Source organism: Variovorax sp. TBS-050B (assembly GCF_029893635.1).
GTDB lineage: Bacteria > Pseudomonadota > Gammaproteobacteria > Burkholderiales > Burkholderiaceae_C > Variovorax.
In genome coordinates, this window is the sequence record NZ_JARXYR010000002.1 from 452412 (window position 1) to 468469 (window position 16058).

At 67.7% G+C, this 16058-nt stretch carries 11 protein-coding genes and 1 pseudogene; 3 read left to right on the forward strand and 9 right to left on the reverse strand.

Features of this window, described 5'->3' with window-relative positions:
- Positions 1–5: 5 nt before the first annotated feature.
- Genes M2165_RS05030 through M2165_RS05040 form a run of 3 tightly spaced genes read left to right on the forward strand, consistent with a single transcriptional unit; the run spans position 6 to position 1521 of the window.
- The gene (locus tag M2165_RS05030) at positions 6–626 is read left to right on the forward strand and encodes a hypothetical protein (RefSeq protein ID WP_280813582.1); all 621 of its coding nucleotides are present in this window, start codon (positions 6–8) and stop codon (positions 624–626) included.
- Positions 623–844, forward strand: coding sequence for a hypothetical protein (locus M2165_RS05035; protein WP_280813583.1), 222 nt, complete (start codon positions 623–625; stop codon positions 842–844). The genes M2165_RS05030 and M2165_RS05035 overlap by 4 nt, the downstream gene beginning before the upstream one ends.
- Positions 841–1521: a hypothetical protein gene (locus M2165_RS05040; RefSeq protein WP_280813584.1), complete on the forward strand. Its 681-nt coding sequence runs from the start codon at positions 841–843 to the stop codon at positions 1519–1521. The genes M2165_RS05035 and M2165_RS05040 overlap by 4 nt, the downstream gene beginning before the upstream one ends.
- Here M2165_RS05040 and flgL read toward each other — a convergent pair.
- The 9 genes and pseudogenes from flgL to M2165_RS05085 form a co-directional block, all read right to left on the reverse strand.
- Positions 1512–2720 carry a flagellar hook-associated protein FlgL gene (gene flgL, locus M2165_RS05045; RefSeq protein ID WP_280813585.1) on the reverse strand — a complete coding sequence of 403 codons (1209 nt, stop codon included), beginning with the start codon at positions 2718–2720 and terminating at the stop codon, positions 1512–1514. The genes M2165_RS05040 and flgL overlap by 10 nt on opposite strands.
- A gap of 41 nt (positions 2721–2761) precedes the next feature.
- Positions 2762–4720, reverse strand: a complete 1959-nt coding sequence (flgK, locus tag M2165_RS05050; protein WP_280813586.1) for a flagellar hook-associated protein FlgK — start codon at positions 4718–4720, stop codon at positions 2762–2764.
- A gap of 117 nt (positions 4721–4837) precedes the next feature.
- Entirely contained in the window at positions 4838–6397 is a 1560-nt protein-coding gene (locus tag M2165_RS05055; protein ID WP_280813587.1) for a PAS domain-containing methyl-accepting chemotaxis protein, read from the reverse strand.
- A gap of 55 nt (positions 6398–6452) precedes the next feature.
- The gene (locus M2165_RS05060; protein WP_280813588.1) at positions 6453–8096 is read right to left on the reverse strand and encodes a methyl-accepting chemotaxis protein; all 1644 of its coding nucleotides are present in this window, start codon (positions 8094–8096) and stop codon (positions 6453–6455) included.
- A 59-nt stretch (positions 8097–8155) separates the two neighbouring features.
- The gene (locus M2165_RS05065) at positions 8156–10210 is read right to left on the reverse strand and encodes a methyl-accepting chemotaxis protein (RefSeq protein ID WP_280813589.1); all 2055 of its coding nucleotides are present in this window, start codon (positions 10208–10210) and stop codon (positions 8156–8158) included.
- 19 nt (positions 10211–10229) lie between these two features.
- Positions 10230–11957 carry a methyl-accepting chemotaxis protein gene (locus M2165_RS05070; RefSeq protein ID WP_280813590.1) on the reverse strand — a complete coding sequence of 576 codons (1728 nt, stop codon included), beginning with the start codon at positions 11955–11957 and terminating at the stop codon, positions 10230–10232.
- Between the two features lie 29 nt (positions 11958–11986).
- The gene (locus tag M2165_RS05075; RefSeq protein ID WP_280813591.1) at positions 11987–13720 is read right to left on the reverse strand and encodes a methyl-accepting chemotaxis protein; all 1734 of its coding nucleotides are present in this window, start codon (positions 13718–13720) and stop codon (positions 11987–11989) included.
- A gap of 117 nt (positions 13721–13837) precedes the next feature.
- Positions 13838–15509, reverse strand: a pseudogene (locus M2165_RS05080) (methyl-accepting chemotaxis protein).
- 36 nt (positions 15510–15545) lie between these two features.
- Positions 15546–16058 carry a chemotaxis protein CheW gene (locus M2165_RS05085; RefSeq protein WP_280813592.1) on the reverse strand — a complete coding sequence of 171 codons (513 nt, stop codon included), beginning with the start codon at positions 16056–16058 and terminating at the stop codon, positions 15546–15548.

A 16058-nucleotide genomic window follows, 5' to 3' on the forward strand; every position in this document is an offset into this window, starting at 1 on the left:
CCGCGATGACGAGCCGTATCGACAAACTGTTCGAGCACACCAAGCTGCTGTGCTTCGGGCGCTATGTGCTGACAGTGCCCGTGGACTCGCGCCTTTCTTTCGGGCGCGACTTTCCGACACTGCCTAATCAGGCGAAGGATCTGGACAAGATCATGGGGGCCGAGCGGGCGAAGATTCTGGCGGAAGACAAGACAGCCGAGATCACCCATTTCGGCAAAGGCCCGGCACCGAACGTGTGGCTGATCCGGTCCTATGGCGACATGTATGCAAAGGAATTGGAGTTGGAGGCCTTTCGGTTCTACTACTCAGTGGTCCGCACATTTTCCTGGACAGCGATGCGACAGCGAAAAGTCAGAGGATCACAGCAACCTCCTTGCTTAACGATGCTGCCGAGACCGCCAAGAATCTCCGCCTACGCGAGCCCGATGAAGTCCCCAAAGACCCGGGCCTCTGTCACGAATACGGATTCACCCGCGACGCGACCTACGCCAGCGCGTTGTCACAAGTCGGTCTGCACATCGCCGCCCTCCCCGACGTGGTTTTCAGCGTCGAAAGCAACCAGGCCGCCAGCACTCAAGGCCGCCCGAGGCGGTTGCGATCAAATAAATGAAGGGAGATCCATATGAAGACAGAACTGCAACAGCACTTCGCACCGCCGACGCGTCGGCGCGCCCTGCAGGCGCTGGCCGCTACGGCCGCTTCAACGCTCGCGGGAGTGCCGCCGGTCCGGGCCAGTGCGGGAGCGGGATGGAACGCACCGAACGTGCGCTGGAAGCCCGAAGACGATTGGCAGCGAACCGCCTTCACCATGCAGTGGGACGTACAGAGCGGACAACAACCGTGACCGCTACTGCGCGGGGGCCCGGCTCGCGCGACGACAGCATCCCGTTCTTCGTAGACCCGCCCGTCTACGTGGTGTGGATGCAGACGGAACCAGGGTTTGTGTCATACGTCGTCGACGATTTCTTCGACAAGCCGAAAGGCACGGCAGTACTCGGCTTCTTGTCGCCGATAGACGCATACATCGAGGCGCTTTTTCAGGTCCAGCCCGGCATTCGCTTCGGCGTGAGCGAGGCGCGGCACATCGACAAGCGGGCGTTCTGCGCCCGCGACGGGCGGCTGGCCGTCGCGCTGCACCTTGCCTGGGTGGCGCACAACGGCCTGCTGTTGCAGCGACCGAGCGGCAGGCTCTGCGGACTGCGTCGTTCGATGGGGAGGAAACCGGCGCCGGCGGGACCAGCGCGCTTCGAGGTCGATGAAGAATCACTCTCGGAACTCGACATCGCGCACGACCTCGTAGGTCTTTTTGCATGGCGCGAGACGAGTCACGCGGTCCCACGCTGGGGGCCGGAACGTGTGTACGCGATGGCTCGGCAGGCCGCGCTCTCACTGAAAACGATGATTCGGCCCGAGAACCTCCCCACCGACGAGGTCCAACTGTCCTACTTCGATCCGGAAACCGAGCAGTGGCACTTCGCGCCCGCCCTTCACGCGATGGCCGCCGGTCTGATTCACAGGTAGTTGAACAGCGCGATGCTGTGCAGCCGCGCGAAGGTCTGCTGCGTGGCCTTGAGCGAGGTCTCGCGCTGCAGGTATTCCGAGATCGCGGCGGCCGGGTCGAGGTCCTCGATCTCCGACAGGTGGGCCTTGTCGACCAGGAAGCGTGCGCTCGCGCCGGTGTCGAGGGCGTCGAGTTCGTTCATGCGCGAACCCACCGACGAGATCACGGTCAGCACGTTGTCGTGGGCGTTGGTGATCTTCACGTTGAAGGTGCTGAGCGCGTTGAGCAGCTCGGCATGGGCCGCGTCGCCGCCGCCGGCGAGCGGCTTCTTGAGCACGGCGATCATCTCGCCGATGGCGGCGAAGACGTCGGTGCCGGCGTTTCGGGCGGTCGAGACGTCGAAGGTGTCGCCGTCGGCGGGCGCTCCACTCATCTTGATCTGCAGCCCGCCGAAGGAAATCGGCGCATCGGCCACGTAGGGGCCGGTGGCGGCCACCACGGGCGGCGTGTCCTTGGTCGAGACGGTGTAGTTGCCGCCGCTGAAGCTGATGCTGAAGTCCTTGCCGTAGTTCGCAGCGGTGGCGTCGGTGAGGCCAACCGAGCCGAAGACGCCCGAGCCGGTGTTGCCGGCGCCGGCCGAAGCCACGTAGCCCGCGCCGCCCTGCACCGACTGGAAGACGCTGCGGCCGTCGTCGGTGGTCGACATCTGGCGCGAGACGTCGATCTGCATCAGGCGCTGGCCCTGGTCGCCCATGTACTGGATGCCGCCGGCGTCCTTCACGAACGGCGGGTTGGCGCTCTTGAAGCCGGCGAACAGGAACTGGCCGTTGCCGTCGTCGGCGTTGGCCACGTTCACGAGCTGGTCGAGGTTGCTCTGCAGCGTGGTCGCGAGCGAGGCGCGGTCGGCGTCCGACAGCGTGCCGTTGCCGGCCTGCACTGCGAGCGTCTTCATGTTCTGCATGATCGAGGTGGCCGACTTGAGCGCGGTCTCCTCCTGCGACAGCGACAGCATCGCGCGGCTGCGGCTGCTGGTGTACTGCGCCGACTCGGCCATCGACTGGCTCACGCCGAGCGCGCGCGCAGCCGCCACGGGATCGTCGGCCGGCGTGAGGAACTTGGTGCCGGCAGCCAGCTGCTGCTGGACGCGGAACAGCTTCTGCTGCTGCGAACCCATCGCGCTCTGGCTCTGGGCATAGAAGGACTGGGTGCTGATGCGCATCGCGGCTCCTGGAATTCTTTGTTTCGACGGTGAAGAGGGGGTCAGCCGCGGATACCCAGGATCGCGTCGAACATCGTCGATGCGGTCTGGATCACCTTGGCGTTGGCCTGGTACATCTGCTGGTACATCAGCAGGTTGGCGGTTTCCTCGTCCTGGTTCACGCCCGAGATCGAATCGCGGCTGGCGCGGATCTGTTCGGTCACGCTGGTCTGGGTCTTCTCCGCCACGCGCAGCTCCATGGCACGGTTGCCGACCTCGCTCACGAGCTTGGCATAGGCGCCGTTGAAGGTGGAGGTGCCGCCGTCCATCGAAGTCTTGCGCTGCAGTGCGCCGAGGCGCAGCGCGTTGCTGCCGTCGGAGACGCCACCCACGTTCTTGCCGATCGTGAAGGTGTCGCCATTGGCAGGCGCGCCGCTGAGCTTGACCTCGATGCCGTCGAAGCGGATCGTGGCGCCGGCGGTGTACGGCACGGCGGTGCCGGCCGCGTAGTTGGTGGAGCTGCCGTCGGCCAGCGTGACCGTGACCGCCGACGTGGCCGGGAAGCCCGACAGCGTGTTGGCCGTGGCGTCGTAGGCCAGCGTGACCGTCGCGGCCAGCGGCGTGCCGAGGTAGGCGGCATCGACCACCGCGGGGCTCAGCGCGCCCGTGCCCTTGTTGCCGACGGTGTTGCCGGTGACCAGCGGCGAGCCTGCGGCCACCTTGGCCGTCTCGCGCACCAGCACGTCCATGTCGCGTGCGCCGGTGCGCGTGGGCTGCACCAGGAAGGAGTCGCCCGCCTGCGCGCTGCCGCTGGCGATCGACAGGCTCACGCCGTCGAAGCTGACCGGGAAGGCGGTGTAATCGCCCATGACCTGCTTGTCCGACAGGCGCGTGACGGTGTAGGTGAGCGTGCCCGCCACGTCCTTCACCTGCACCGAGTAGTCGCTGGTCGAGAGCTGCGAGGTGTCGCTGATGCTGGCGCCGAGCACCATGCTGCCGTTGTTGCGCGCGTTCGAGAACACGCCGGGCTGGGCCATCGAGAAGAAGTCGGTGCCGAGCGCGCCGTTGAGGTCGATGCCGAGCTTGTGCTGGTTGTTGAATTCGGCGCCCAGGGCCATCGCCAGGCGGCCGATGGCATTCTGCGAGCTCGTGAGCGTCTCGGCCCGGAAGGCCATGAGGCCGCCGAGCGAACCGCCGGTGATCACGCTGTCGCTGAGCTCCGAGACCGTGCCCGTGAGGCCGACCAGCGCCACCGCCGTGCGGGTGGGATCGGCGGCCGACGGCATGGCCTGCATCTTCCCGGCACGGTCGCCGAGCACCAGCGACTGCCCGTTGCCGAAGAACACGTTGTACTGGCCGCTGTCCTGCTCGATCACCTTGATGTTGACGACCTTGCCGAGGTCGGCCACGAGCTGGTCGCGCTGGTCCATCAGATCGTTGGGCGGCTGGCCCCCGGCCATGGCGCTGAGCTGGCTGATCTGCTGGTTCAGGCTCGCGATCTGCGTGGCGTAGGTGTTGATCTCGCCGACGCTGCCTTCGATCTGCGTGTTGACCGAGCTGTTGAGGTCGCTCAGGTACTGGTCGGTGGCGCGGAACTTGTTGGCCAGCGTCTGCGCGGCGCTGATGAGCTGCTGGCGCGCGGCCGGATCGGCGGGCGTGTTGGCCACGTCCTGCACGCTCGCGAAGAACTTCTGCATCAGCGGCGTGAGGCCGGCCGTCTTGTCGGCCAGCAGCGAGTCGATGCGGTTGATCTGCGACCCGTAGCTCGAGAGGGCGGCGCTCGAGGCCTCGGCCCCGTTGAGCTGCGCCGTGAGGTACTGGTCATAGCTGCGCTGCACCGTGGTGACGCGCGCACCGTTGCCGATGAAGCCCGCGCCGCTCGCGGTGCCGACGTTGGACGACACCAGCGCCGTCTGCCGGTTGTAGCCCACCGTGTACACGTTGGCCGTGTTGTGGGCCGTGGTCATGAGCGCCGCGCGGGCCACGTTCAGGCCCGACAGGCCCGTTTGGAAGATCGACATCTGGCTTTACCTGTGAAGTGTTCTTGTCTGTCTGTCTTGCAGCAGCGGCATCGCTTCGATGCCCATGTGCTGTTTATCGGCAGCTGCCGCGGAACTTGAAGGCCGGACGCGGCGAATTCAGGCCGCGCGCCGGAACACGCTGACCGACTGGACCAGGCTCGCGGCCTGCTCCTGCATCGACTGCGCGGCGGCGGCAGCCTCTTCGACCAGCGCCGCGTTCTGCTGCGTCACCTGGTCCATCTGCGCGATCGCCTGGTTCACCTGCTCGATGCCCGTGCTCTGCTCCTGGCTCGCTGCGGTGATCTCGCCGATGATGTCCGTCACGCGACGCACGCTGCCCACGATCTCTTCCATCGTCTTGCCGGCCTCTCCGACCAGCGTGCTGCCCATGTCGACCTTGCCGACCGAGTCGTCGATCAGGCCCTTGATCTCCTTGGCTGCCGCGCCCGAACGTTGTGCGAGGCTGCGCACTTCGGAGGCGACGACCGCGAAGCCGCGGCCCTGTTCACCGGCGCGTGCGGCTTCGACCGCCGCGTTCAAAGCCAGGATGTTGGTCTGGAACGCGATGCCGTCGATCACGCCGATGATGTCGACGATCTTCTTCGACGAGGCATTGATGGAGGCCATGGTGTCCACCACCTGGCCCACCACGTTGCCGCCCTTGACCGCGACTTCGGAGGCCGAGAGTGCGAGCTGGTTGGCCTGGCGGGCGTTGTCGGCGTTCTGCTTGACGGTGCCGGTGAGCTCTTCGATGGAAGCGGCCGTCTGCTGCAGCGAACTCGCCTGCTCCTCGGTGCGCGACGAGAGATCCTGGTTGCCGGCGGCGATCTGCGTGGAGGCCGTCATCACATGCGAGACGTTGGTGTCCACGTCCACCACGATGGCCGAGAAGTTCGCGCTCATCTGGTTCAGCGCGCGCAGCAGGTGGCGCATCTCGTCCTCGGGGCGGATCGCGAACTTGGCGATCCCGCCCGAGGCGATGGTCTGCGCCACGCGCACGGCCTCGTCCATCGGACGAAAGACGGTGCGGTCCAGGAAGTAGCCGAAACTCGCCCAGGCGAGCGCGCCCAGCACGGCGCCGATCGCCCAGCCCTGCGGGCCGACCAGACCGGCCCAGCCGGCCGCGCCGAGCGCGAGCATCAGCATCGCCGCGAGCGCGGCCGAGCCGAACACCCGCAGCCGCACCGGCAGCCGGCGCAGTCGCGCCAGCACGCTGGTCCAGCCGCGCCTGACCACCTCGCCCTGCTCGATCGCGAGGCCCCTGGCCTGGCCCTCGCGGAACCGGCGGTAGATCTGCTCGGCCTGCTCGACCTCGGCGCGCGAGGGCTTGCTGCGCACCGACATGTAGCCTTCGATCTCGCCCTTGCGGCGCACCGGCGTCACGTTCGCGAGCACCCAGTAGAAGTCGCCGTTCTCGCGCCGGTTCTTGACCAGGCCGGTCCAGGGCAGGCCCTTCTTCAGCGTGTCCCACATGTCGGCAAAGGCCTCGGGCGGCATGTCCGGGTGCCGGATCATGTTGTGCGCCTTGCCGATCAGCTGCGCGACCGAAAAGCCGCTGGCCGTCACGAAGGCCGGGTTGACGTAGGTGATGCGGCCCTTGAGGTCGGTGCGCGACACGAGCGCGGCATCGTCGTCGAGGAGGTACTCGTTGCTGGTGACGGGTAGGTTGAGCCTCATGATCTTTCTTCTGCTTCTGCTTTCTGCTGCTTGTGGTCTGCCTCGGGTCCGCGGATCAGGCGAAGGCCTCCCGGCCCGAGCCGATGGCGCGGACGTCGTCCTGCAGCGCGTGGGTCGCGGCAGGCGCCGCAGGGCGCGCGGCACGCGCGGCGCCCTCGAGCCGGAACACGCTGACCGACTGGACGAGGCTCGCGGCCTGCTCCTGCATCGACTGCGCGGCGGCGGCGGCTTCTTCGACCAGCGCCGCGTTCTGCTGCGTCACCTGGTCCATCTGCGCGATCGCCTGGTTCACCTGCTCGATGCCCGTGCTCTGCTCCTGGCTCGCCGCCGTGATCTCGCCCATGATGTCGGTCACGCGCTTGACGCTGTCCACGATCTCTTCCATCGTGCGGCCCGCCTCCGCCACCTGGCGGCTGCCGGCCTCGACCTTGTCCACCGAGTCGTCGATCAGGCCCTTGATTTCCTTGGCCGCGGCGCCGGAGCGTTGAGCCAGGCTTCTGACTTCCGAGGCGACGACCGCGAAGCCGCGGCCCTGCTCGCCGGCGCGTGCGGCTTCCACTGCGGCATTGAGCGCGAGGATGTTGGTCTGGAACGCGATGCCGTCGATCACGCCGATGATGTCGACGATCTTCTTGGATGAGGCATTGATCGAACCCATGGTGTCGACCACCTGGTTGACCACGCCGCCGCCACGCACCGCCACTTCGGAGGCCGAGAGGGCGAGCTGGTTCGCCTGGCGCGCGTTGTCGGCGTTCTGCTTGACGGTGCTCGTGAGTTCTTCCATCGAGGCGGCCGTCTGTTCGAGCGAGCTCGCCTGCTCTTCGGTGCGCGACGACAGGTCCTGGTTGCCCGCGGCGATCTGGCCCGAGGCGGTCGCGATGGCATCGGTGCCATGGCGCACTTCGCCCACCACCTTGGCCAGGCTGTCGTTCATGTTCTTCAGCGCCTGCATCAGCTGGCCGGTCTCGTCGCGCGAGACGACCTGGATCTGCGAGCCGAGGTCGCCGCTCGCCACCGTCTGCGCGACCTCGACCGCGCGGGCGATCGGCCGCGTCACGCTGCGCGCGATCAGCCAGGCGCAGAGCGCGCCGATCAGCAGCGTGAGCGCCGTGAGCACGATGCGCAGGTTGAAGCTGCGCGCATTCGCCTCGTCGATGGCGAGGCTCATGTCGTCGATCGCCTTGCGCTCCATCGCCAGCAGTTCGAGCACGCGGGTCTCGTAGGCCTTGGCGGCCGGCTGGAACACCTCCTTGAAGACCTTTTCCGATTCCCCGGGCGTGCCGCTGGCCTTGGCCTTCTGCACCGCGTCCTTGGCGCTCTGGTACTTGGCACGCAGCTCGACGATGTTCTTGAAGGTCGACTTCTCGAGGTCGGTCACCAGCAGGGCTTCGACCTTGGCCATGGTTTCGCCGCCCTTCTTCACGCTGTCGGAAATGACGTCGGCGAAGGTGACGGGCAGCGTCTCGTCGGTGGTGCGCGCGATCATCGCGGTGCGGGCGATGGCCGAATAGGTCAGCACGTACCAGTCGGAGATGAGCCGCTCCTTCGCGAGCGGGCTGCGCATCATCTGGCGCGTGGCTTCGGCATTGGCCCGGGCCGTCATCAGTGCATAGGCGGCCGATACCAGGGTGAGAGCGAGCACCAGGCCGAAGCCGATGGCCAGGCGCGTTCCGATGCGTGCGTTGGAAAGGAAGTTCATGATGGGACTGACTCGAAGGAAATGAGGAAGGGGCGGTGTGCGGCGGGAATCTCGCGTGCTCAGGCCGGCGATGCGACGAGGCGCGGCCCGGCGGGCACCGCGCGTGCGGTGAGGGGTTGCGCAGCGACGGCGTGATGGGACGGGCGGTCGTCGTCGAGCTTGAACACGCTCACGGCGCCGACCAGGCTCGCGGCCTGCTCCTGCATCGACTGCGCGGCGGCGGCAGCCTCTTCGACCAGCGCCGCGTTCTGCTGCGTCACCTGGTCCATCTGCGCAATCGCCTGGTTCACCTGCTCGATGCCCGTGCTCTGCTCCTGGCTCGCCGCGGTGATCTCGCCGATGATGTCCGTCACCCGCCGCACGCTGCCCACGATCTCTTCCATCGTCTTGCCGGCCTCGCCGACCAGCGTGCTGCCCATGTCGACCTTGCCGACCGAGTCGTCGATCAGGCCCTTGATCTCCTTGGCTGCCGCGCCCGAGCGCTGCGCCAGGCTTCTGACTTCGGAAGCGACGACCGCGAAGCCGCGGCCCTGTTCACCCGCACGCGCGGCTTCGACCGCCGCATTGAGCGCCAGGATGTTGGTCTGGAACGCGATGCCGTCGATCACGCCGATGATGTCGACGATCTTCTTCGACGAGGCATTGATCGAGGCCATGGTGTCCACCACCTGGCCCACCACGTTGCCGCCCTTGACCGCCACTTCGGAGGCCGAGAGCGCGAGCTGGTTGGCCTGGCGCGCGTTGTCGGCGTTCTGCTTGACGGTGCTCGTGAGCTGCTCCATCGAGGCGGCCGTCTCTTCGAGCGAGCTGGCCTGTTCCTCGGTGCGTGAAGACAGATCCTGGTTGCCTGCGGCGATCTGGCCCGAGGCCGTGGCGATCGCGTCGGTGCCCTGCCGCACGCCGCGGACCACGTGGGCCAGCCCGTCGCGCATCGATTCCACGGCGCGCGTGATGACGCCCATCTCGTCGAGGCGGTCCGAGGCCAGCGCGCGCGAGAGGTCGCCCTGGCCGATCGCCTGCACGTGCGCGCTCAGCACGCTCAGCGGACGCACCGTGCGCCGGATCGACACCACCAGCGCCGCGCCGAGCACCAGCGCCACCACCGCCATGAAGCCGGCGAGCAGGGCCATCTCGCGGTAGAGCTCCGCCATCACTTCCGCCGCCGGGACCTCCGCCACCACCAGCCAGCCAGTGGCCTCGCTGCGGCTCACCGATGCGAAGCGTCGTCCGGGCTGCGCGGGCGCGAGCACCGCGGGTGCATCGTCGAGCCACAGCGCATCCTCGCCCTTGAGGCGGGCGAGCCAGCCGGCCGCATCGCCGCCGGGCATGGCCTCGGCCAGCTTCTTCCCGGCCGCCGTCGGATGGAACACCAGCGCCGCGGCGGCTGCCTCGGCTCCGGGATTGACGATGTAGAGGCCGCCCGTCTCGAGCAGCCTGGCCTGGCCCACCGCTTCGCCGAAGGAGGCCTGCTGCTGCGAGATGTCCAGCCCGATGTAGAGCACGGCGACCACCTGCCCCGCGGCATCGCGCACCGGGTCGTACACCGTGATGTAGGGGCGGCCGAAGAGCGTGACCCGGCCGACGAACCTCTTGCCCGCGCGCAGCACCGGATAGGCGGCGCTCTTGCGGTCGAGCAGCGTGCCGACGGCGCGTTCGCCGTTCTCCTTCTTGACCGAGGTGGTGATGCGGCGGAAGTCCTCGCCCTGCGCCACGAACACCGTGGCGTTGGCGCCGGGGAAGTCGCGCGCGAAGGCATCCACCTCGCCCGTGCTCGCACTGTTGATCGGCGAGCCGTAGCTGCTCACGATGCCCTGCGCGGCGTCTTCCACCGCGAAGGTGGCGGCGAACTGCCTGCGGAAGACGCCGTAGGCGTTCTCCGCCGTGAGCTGCATCGTGCGGTCGAAGATGTCCAGCGAGCGCGCGATGCCCTCGGCCTTGGCATTGGCATAGCGCGCCGTGTCGCGCTGCTGCTTCGCCGACTCCAGCGCGTAGAACGTGGCGAGAAGGAGTGCCGTGACGACGAGGATGGCCAGGACGGCCCTGAGGGTCAGCGTGCGCGCCAGCGAAACGAAGGGGCGCTGCGTTGCGTTCGGATGCGAGGTGGCTGTGTCCATCAGGGTCTCCTGCAAAGGTTCAGAACTCGGTCCAGTCGCCGCTGGCGGCGCCGCCCCGGGCGATGGCCAGCGGCGGGGCGGCGGCGATGGCTTCCTTCTTGCGCGGCTTCACGAGCGGCCGGACCGGCGTTTCGGGCGGCTGCACCGGCTCGAGGTCGACCGCGCGGTCGCCGGCTTCGAGCCTGAACATGCGCACGGCCTCGACCAGGCTCGCGGCCTGCTCCTGCATCGACTGCGCGGCGGCGGCAGCCTCTTCGACCAGCGCCGCGTTCTGCTGCGTCACCTGGTCCATCTGCGCGATCGCCTGGTTCACCTGCTCGATGCCCGTGCTCTGCTCCTGGCTCGCCGCGGTGATCTCGCCGATGATGTCCGTCACCCGCCGCACGCTGCCCACGATCTCTTCCATCGTCTTGCCGGCTTCGCCGACCAGCGTGCTGCCCATGTCGACCTTGCCGACCGAGTCGTCGATCAGGCCCTTGATCTCCTTGGCCGCTGCGCCCGAGCGCTGCGCGAGGCTGCGCACTTCGGAGGCGACGACCGCGAAGCCGCGGCCCTGCTCACCGGCGCGTGCGGCTTCGACCGCCGCATTGAGCGCCAGGATGTTGGTCTGGAACGCGATGCCGTCGATCACGCCGATGATGTCGACGATCTTCTTGGACGAGGCATTGATCGAGGCCATGGTGTCCACCACCTGGCCGACCACGTTGCCGCCCTTGACCGCCACTTCGGAGGCCGAGAGCGCGAGCTGGTTGGCCTGGCGGGCGTTGTCGGCGTTCTGCTTGACGGTGCTCGTGAGCTGCTCCATCGAGGCGGCCGTCTCTTCGAGCGAACTGGCCTGTTCCTCGGTGCGCGAGGAGAGGTCCTGGTTGCCCGCCGCGATCTGGCCCGAGGCAGTGGCGATCGCGTCGCTCGAGCTCTTGATCCGGGTCACGACCTGCGTGAGCTGGTCCTGCATGCGCTTGATCGAGAACAGCAGGCTGCCGCTGCGGGCCGAGCGTGCTTCCACGCTCTGCGTCAGGTCGCCGGCCGCGATGCGGCCGACCACGTCGGCGGCATAGGCGGGTTCGCCGCCGAGCTGCCGCGCCAGCAGCCGCGCCACGACCACGCCCAGGCCCACGCTGATGACAATGCCCGCCACCGCGAGCAACACCATCAGCAGCCGCGAGGTCTGGAAGGTGCCTTCGGCCGCTTCCATGCTGGCGCGCGCCTGCTTGTCGCTGTAGGCGACCATGCTCTGCAGCACCTTCTCGAGCGCGCGCGACTCCTTCAGGAGCGCCTCGCTCTCCTGCGGCACGCTGCCTTCGAACTGCGAGCTGTCGAGCGACTGCTTGCCGATCAGGTCGACGAAGTCGAGCAGGTGCTTCTTGAGCGGCGGCATCAGGCGCTGGTAGGTCTCGACCAGCTCGCGGCCCTCGGGCGTCTCCTGCAGCAGCGGCTGCACCTCGGCCACACTGGCCTCCAGGCCCTTGACCGCGTTCTTCAGTTCATTGAAGCCCTGGTTGCGCTCGCCCTTGGTGCCGGCCGACAGCAGGCCCATCTGGGCACGGCTGGCGTCGAGCAGCTGGATGTTCGCGGCCTGCACGGCCTTGATGGCGCGCAGGTCGGTGTTGTAGAGACCCTCCGTCGAGGCGTTGATGCGCCCCATCTGCACGATGCCGAGGCCGCTGACGGCCGCACCCACGGCAGCCACCACGAGAAAACTGAGGATCAGCCTGACGGCGACGCGAAGCTCCTGAAACCATTTCATTTTGTGGCCCTGTTGAAAGGTGTGCGGGGTTAGAACTCGGTCCAGTCGCCCGAAGCGGAGGCCGTTGCGGCAGCCAGCCTCGGCGGGGCGCTGGGCGCCGGTGCATGGCGGCCGGCGGCGGCACGGGCGGGCGCCTTCAGTGCGGGCGCGGCCTTGCGCGGCGGCAGTGCCGGCGGCACCGGGGCCTGCATCTGCACCAGCGTGCGCGGTGCATCGCTGCCGTCGAGCTTGAACACGCTGACTGCCTGCACCAGGCTCGCAGCCTGCTCCTGCATCGACTGGGCGGCAGCGGCGGCTTCTTCCACCAGCGCCGCGTTCTGCTGCGTCACCTGGTCCATCTGCGCGATCGCCTGGTTCACCTGCTCGATGCCCGTGCTCTGCTCCTGGCTCGCCGCCGTGATCTCGCCCATGATGTCGGTCACGCGCTTGACGCTGTCCACGATCTCTTCCATCGTGCGGCCCGCCTCCGCCACTTGGCGGCTGCCGGCCTCGACCTTGTCCACCGAGTCGTCGATCAAGCCCTTGATTTCCTTGGCTGCGGCGCCCGAGCGCTGGGCCAGGCTGCGCACTTCCGAGGCGACGACCGCGAAGCCGCGGCCCTGTTCACCCGCGCGAGCGGCTTCCACCGCCGCATTCAAGGCCAGGATGTTGGTCTGGAACGCAATGCCGTCGATCACGCCGATGATGTCGACGATCTTCTTGGACGAGGCATTGATCGAGCCCATGGTGTCGACCACCTGGTTGACCACGCCGCCGCCGCGCACGGCCACTTCGGAGGCCGAGAGCGCGAGCTGGTTGGCCTGGCGGGCGTTGTCGGCGTTCTGCTTGACGGTGCCGGTGAGCTCTTCCATCGAGGCGGCCGTCTGTTCGAGCGAGCTCGCCTGTTCCTCGGTGCGCGACGACAGGTCCTGGTTGCCCGCGGCGATCTGGCCCGAGGCCGTGGCGATCGCATCGGTGCCATGGCGCACTTCGCCCACCACCTTGGCCAGGCTGTCGTTCATGCCCTTGAGCGCATGCATGAGCTGGCCGGTCTCGTCGCGCGTCGTCACCTCGATGCGGCTCGTCAGGTCGCCGGCGGCCACCGCCTCGGCGACCGCGACGGCGCGCCGCAGCGGATGGGTGATGCTGCGCACCAGCAGCCACGCGAGCGCCAGGCCCAGGCCGAGCGAGAGCACGCTGCAGACGATCAGCATCGTGCTGGTGGCGGCGCGCATCTCCTTGCCGCGTTCGGCGGCGGCGTCGAGCTGCTTGCGCTCGGCGTCCACCATCTGCTGCACGCCCGCGAGGTAGCTGCGCGAGGTGGGTTCGAAGCGCTCGTTGAAGATCTTCTCGGCACCCTCCATGTCGCCCGCGAGCTTGGCCTTGCTGACCTCCTCGCGCGCCGCGAGGTAGGCCTTGCGCAGCTCACCGACCTTGTCGAAGACCTGCTTCTTCTCGGGCGTGTCCATCTGGTCCTCGATGAACTTCTGCAGCTCGTTGGTTTCCTTGATGGCGGCGGCCGTGTACGGCGCGAAGTAGGCGATCAGGTTCGAATCGCTGCTCTTCGCGATGGCCGCTGCGCGCTGCACGCCCGCGGTGGTGTGGCGCAGCCAGTCGGCACCGGCACGCTCGGTCTTGATGTTCTTCTCCACCATCGCGTTGATCTCGTCGCCCAGCTGTCGCAGCTTGAGCACGGCGAGCACGCTGCTCGTCAGAGACAGGGCGAGGATGGCGCCGATCACGACGGCCAACCGCTTCCCGATGGATATTTGACTCAGAAACATTCATGACTCCAGAAGATCGGACAAGGCAGGCGCGCACCGCGCGCACCTGCTGCTGAAAACTCGGCAGCGCCGGCACGCATCGAAGCGACCGGCGCATGGCGTTGGAAGAACCGGGGGCTAGAACACCTCCCCGTCGCCGTTGGCGGTGGTCAGTGCGGGCACGGCCTTCGGCGCCCTGCGCGGCAACGCGGGGCTGAATGCCTGCGGCGGTGCGGGAATCGTCACCAGCCGGTCGGCGCCGTCCTTGAGGCGGAACACGCTCACCGCGTCGACCAGGCTGGACGCCTGCTCGCGCATCGACTGCGCGGCGGCGGCAGCCTCTTCGACCAGCGCCGCGTTCTGCTGCGTCACCTGGTCCATCTGCGCGATCGCCTGGTTCACCTGCTCGATCCCGCTGCTCTGCTCCTGGCTGGCTGCGGTGATCTCGCCGATGATGTCCGTCACCCGCCGCACGCTGCCCACGATCTCTTCCATCGTCTTGCCGGCCTCGCCGACCAGCGTGCTGCCCATGTCGACCTTGCCGACGGAGTCGTCGATCAGGCCCTTGATCTCCTTGGCCGCTGCGCCCGAGCGCTGCGCGAGGCTGCGCACTTCGGAAGCCACGACCGCGAAGCCGCGGCCCTGCTCACCGGCGCGTGCGGCTTCCACGGCCGCATTCAAGGCCAGGATGTTGGTCTGGAACGCGATGCCGTCGATCACGCCGATGATGTCGACGATCTTCTTGGACGAGGCATTGATCGAGGCCATGGTGTCCACCACCTGGCCGACCACGTTGCCGCCCTTGACCGCCACTTCGGAGGCCGAGAGTGCGAGCTGGTTAGCCTGGCGCGCGTTGTCGGCGTTCTGCTTGACGGTGCTCGTGAGCTGCTCCATCGAGGCGGCCGTCTCTTCGAGCGAGCTGGCCTGTTCCTCGGTGCGCGAGGAGAGGTCCTGGTTGCCCGCGGCGATCTGGCCCGAGGCCGTGGCGATCGCGTCGGTGCCGTGGCGCACGCCGCCCACCACGTTGGCGAGCGCATCGTTCATGCTGCGCAGCGCCTGCATGAGCTGGCCGGTCTCGTCGCGGCTCTGCACTTCGATGCGGCGCGTCAGGTCGCCCGCGGCCACCGATTGCGCCACTTCCACCGCCTGCGACAGCGGCCGCGCCACGATGCGCGCGATGCACAGCGCAAGCACGAAGCCCAGGCCGATGCTGCCGAGCAGCAGGCCCACGATCCAGAGCCTGGCGCGCGCATAGAGCGCATCGCCGTTGTCACTGGCCTGCTGGGCGCCCTGCACGTTGAGTTCGACCAGGCGATCGATCTTCTCGTTGATCTCCCGGTTCAGCCGCGACGCATCGCCGCGGATCAGCGCGACGGCCTCCTTCCTTCTGCCCGGCGCGCGACAGCGCAACCACCTTCTCGTGCTCCTGCGCGTAGAGGCCGAGCGCCTTCACGTATTCCGGGAAGGTCTTCTTCTCTTCCGGCTCGGACATGAGCTTCTCGTACTGGGAGTCGGTCTTGTCGAGCTCGCTCCAGAGGCCCGCCATCGACTTCTCGTAGCGCGCCATGTCCTCGGGCGTGGCCGAGAGCAGGTGCTGCATCTCCTCGGAACGGTAGCGGGCGATCAGCCCGCGCATCTCGAGCAGCGACCGGGCCGAGGGCATCCAGTTGGTCGCGATGTCGGTGGACATCTGGTTGACCTTGGCGAGCTGCACCACCGACACGATACCGAGCACCGCCGTGAGCGCCAGCACGGCCACGAAGGACACGAGCAGCTTGGTCGCGATTCTCAGGTTGTAGAACGCTTGCATGGGCTTCTTTTCTTCTCTCTCTGTCCGGCGCGCCGCTCAGGCGGCGGCCTTCTCGACCAGGCCCATTTCTTCGCTCGACATCAGGCGGTCGATGTCCACCAGGATCAGCATCCGCTCGTCCAGCGTGCCCAGCCCGATCAGGTAGTCGGTGTCCAGCACCGAGCCCATCTCCGGCGCGGGCTTGATCTGCTCCGCCGACAGCGTGATCACGTCCGACACGCTGTCCACCACCATGCCCACCACACGCCCGCCGATGTTCAGCACGATCACCACCGTGAACTGGTCGTAGCTCGGCGTGCCCAGCTTGAACTTGATGCGCATGTCGATGATCGGAACGATGATCCCGCGCAGGTTCACCACCCCCTTGATGTAGTCCGGCGCGTTCGCGATCCGCGTCACCGCGTCGTAGCCGCGCAGCTCCTGCACCTTCTGGATGTCGATGCCGTATTCCTCCTGGCCGAGCGTGAAGGAAAGGAATTCCAGCGGCCGGCCGGAGCGGGTCTGGGCGCCGCGGCTGTCCGCGGCGGGTTTGGATGTGTTTGCGCTCAT

Excerpts from the sequence above, each read along its gene's own strand:
- M2165_RS05030 (WP_280813582.1), top strand. The coding sequence starts at position 6 with ATGACGAGCCGTATCGACAAACTGTTCGAGCACACCAAGCTGCTGTGC.
- M2165_RS05035 (WP_280813583.1), top strand. The coding sequence starts at position 623 with ATGAAGACAGAACTGCAACAGCACTTCGCACCGCCGACGCGTCGGCGC.
- flgL (WP_280813585.1), bottom strand. The coding sequence starts at position 2,720 with ATGCGCATCAGCACCCAGTCCTTCTATGCCCAGAGCCAGAGCGCGATG.
- flgK (WP_280813586.1), bottom strand. The coding sequence starts at position 4,720 with ATGTCGATCTTCCAAACGGGCCTGTCGGGCCTGAACGTGGCCCGCGCG.
- M2165_RS05055 (WP_280813587.1), bottom strand. The coding sequence starts at position 6,397 with ATGAGGCTCAACCTACCCGTCACCAGCAACGAGTACCTCCTCGACGAC.
- M2165_RS05060 (WP_280813588.1), bottom strand. The coding sequence starts at position 8,096 with ATGAACTTCCTTTCCAACGCACGCATCGGAACGCGCCTGGCCATCGGC.
- M2165_RS05065 (WP_280813589.1), bottom strand. The coding sequence starts at position 10,210 with ATGGACACAGCCACCTCGCATCCGAACGCAACGCAGCGCCCCTTCGTT.
- M2165_RS05070 (WP_280813590.1), bottom strand. The coding sequence starts at position 11,957 with ATGAAATGGTTTCAGGAGCTTCGCGTCGCCGTCAGGCTGATCCTCAGT.
- M2165_RS05075 (WP_280813591.1), bottom strand. The coding sequence starts at position 13,720 with ATGTTTCTGAGTCAAATATCCATCGGGAAGCGGTTGGCCGTCGTGATC.
- M2165_RS05085 (WP_280813592.1), bottom strand. The coding sequence starts at position 16,058 with ATGAGCGCAAACACATCCAAACCCGCCGCGGACAGCCGCGGCGCCCAG.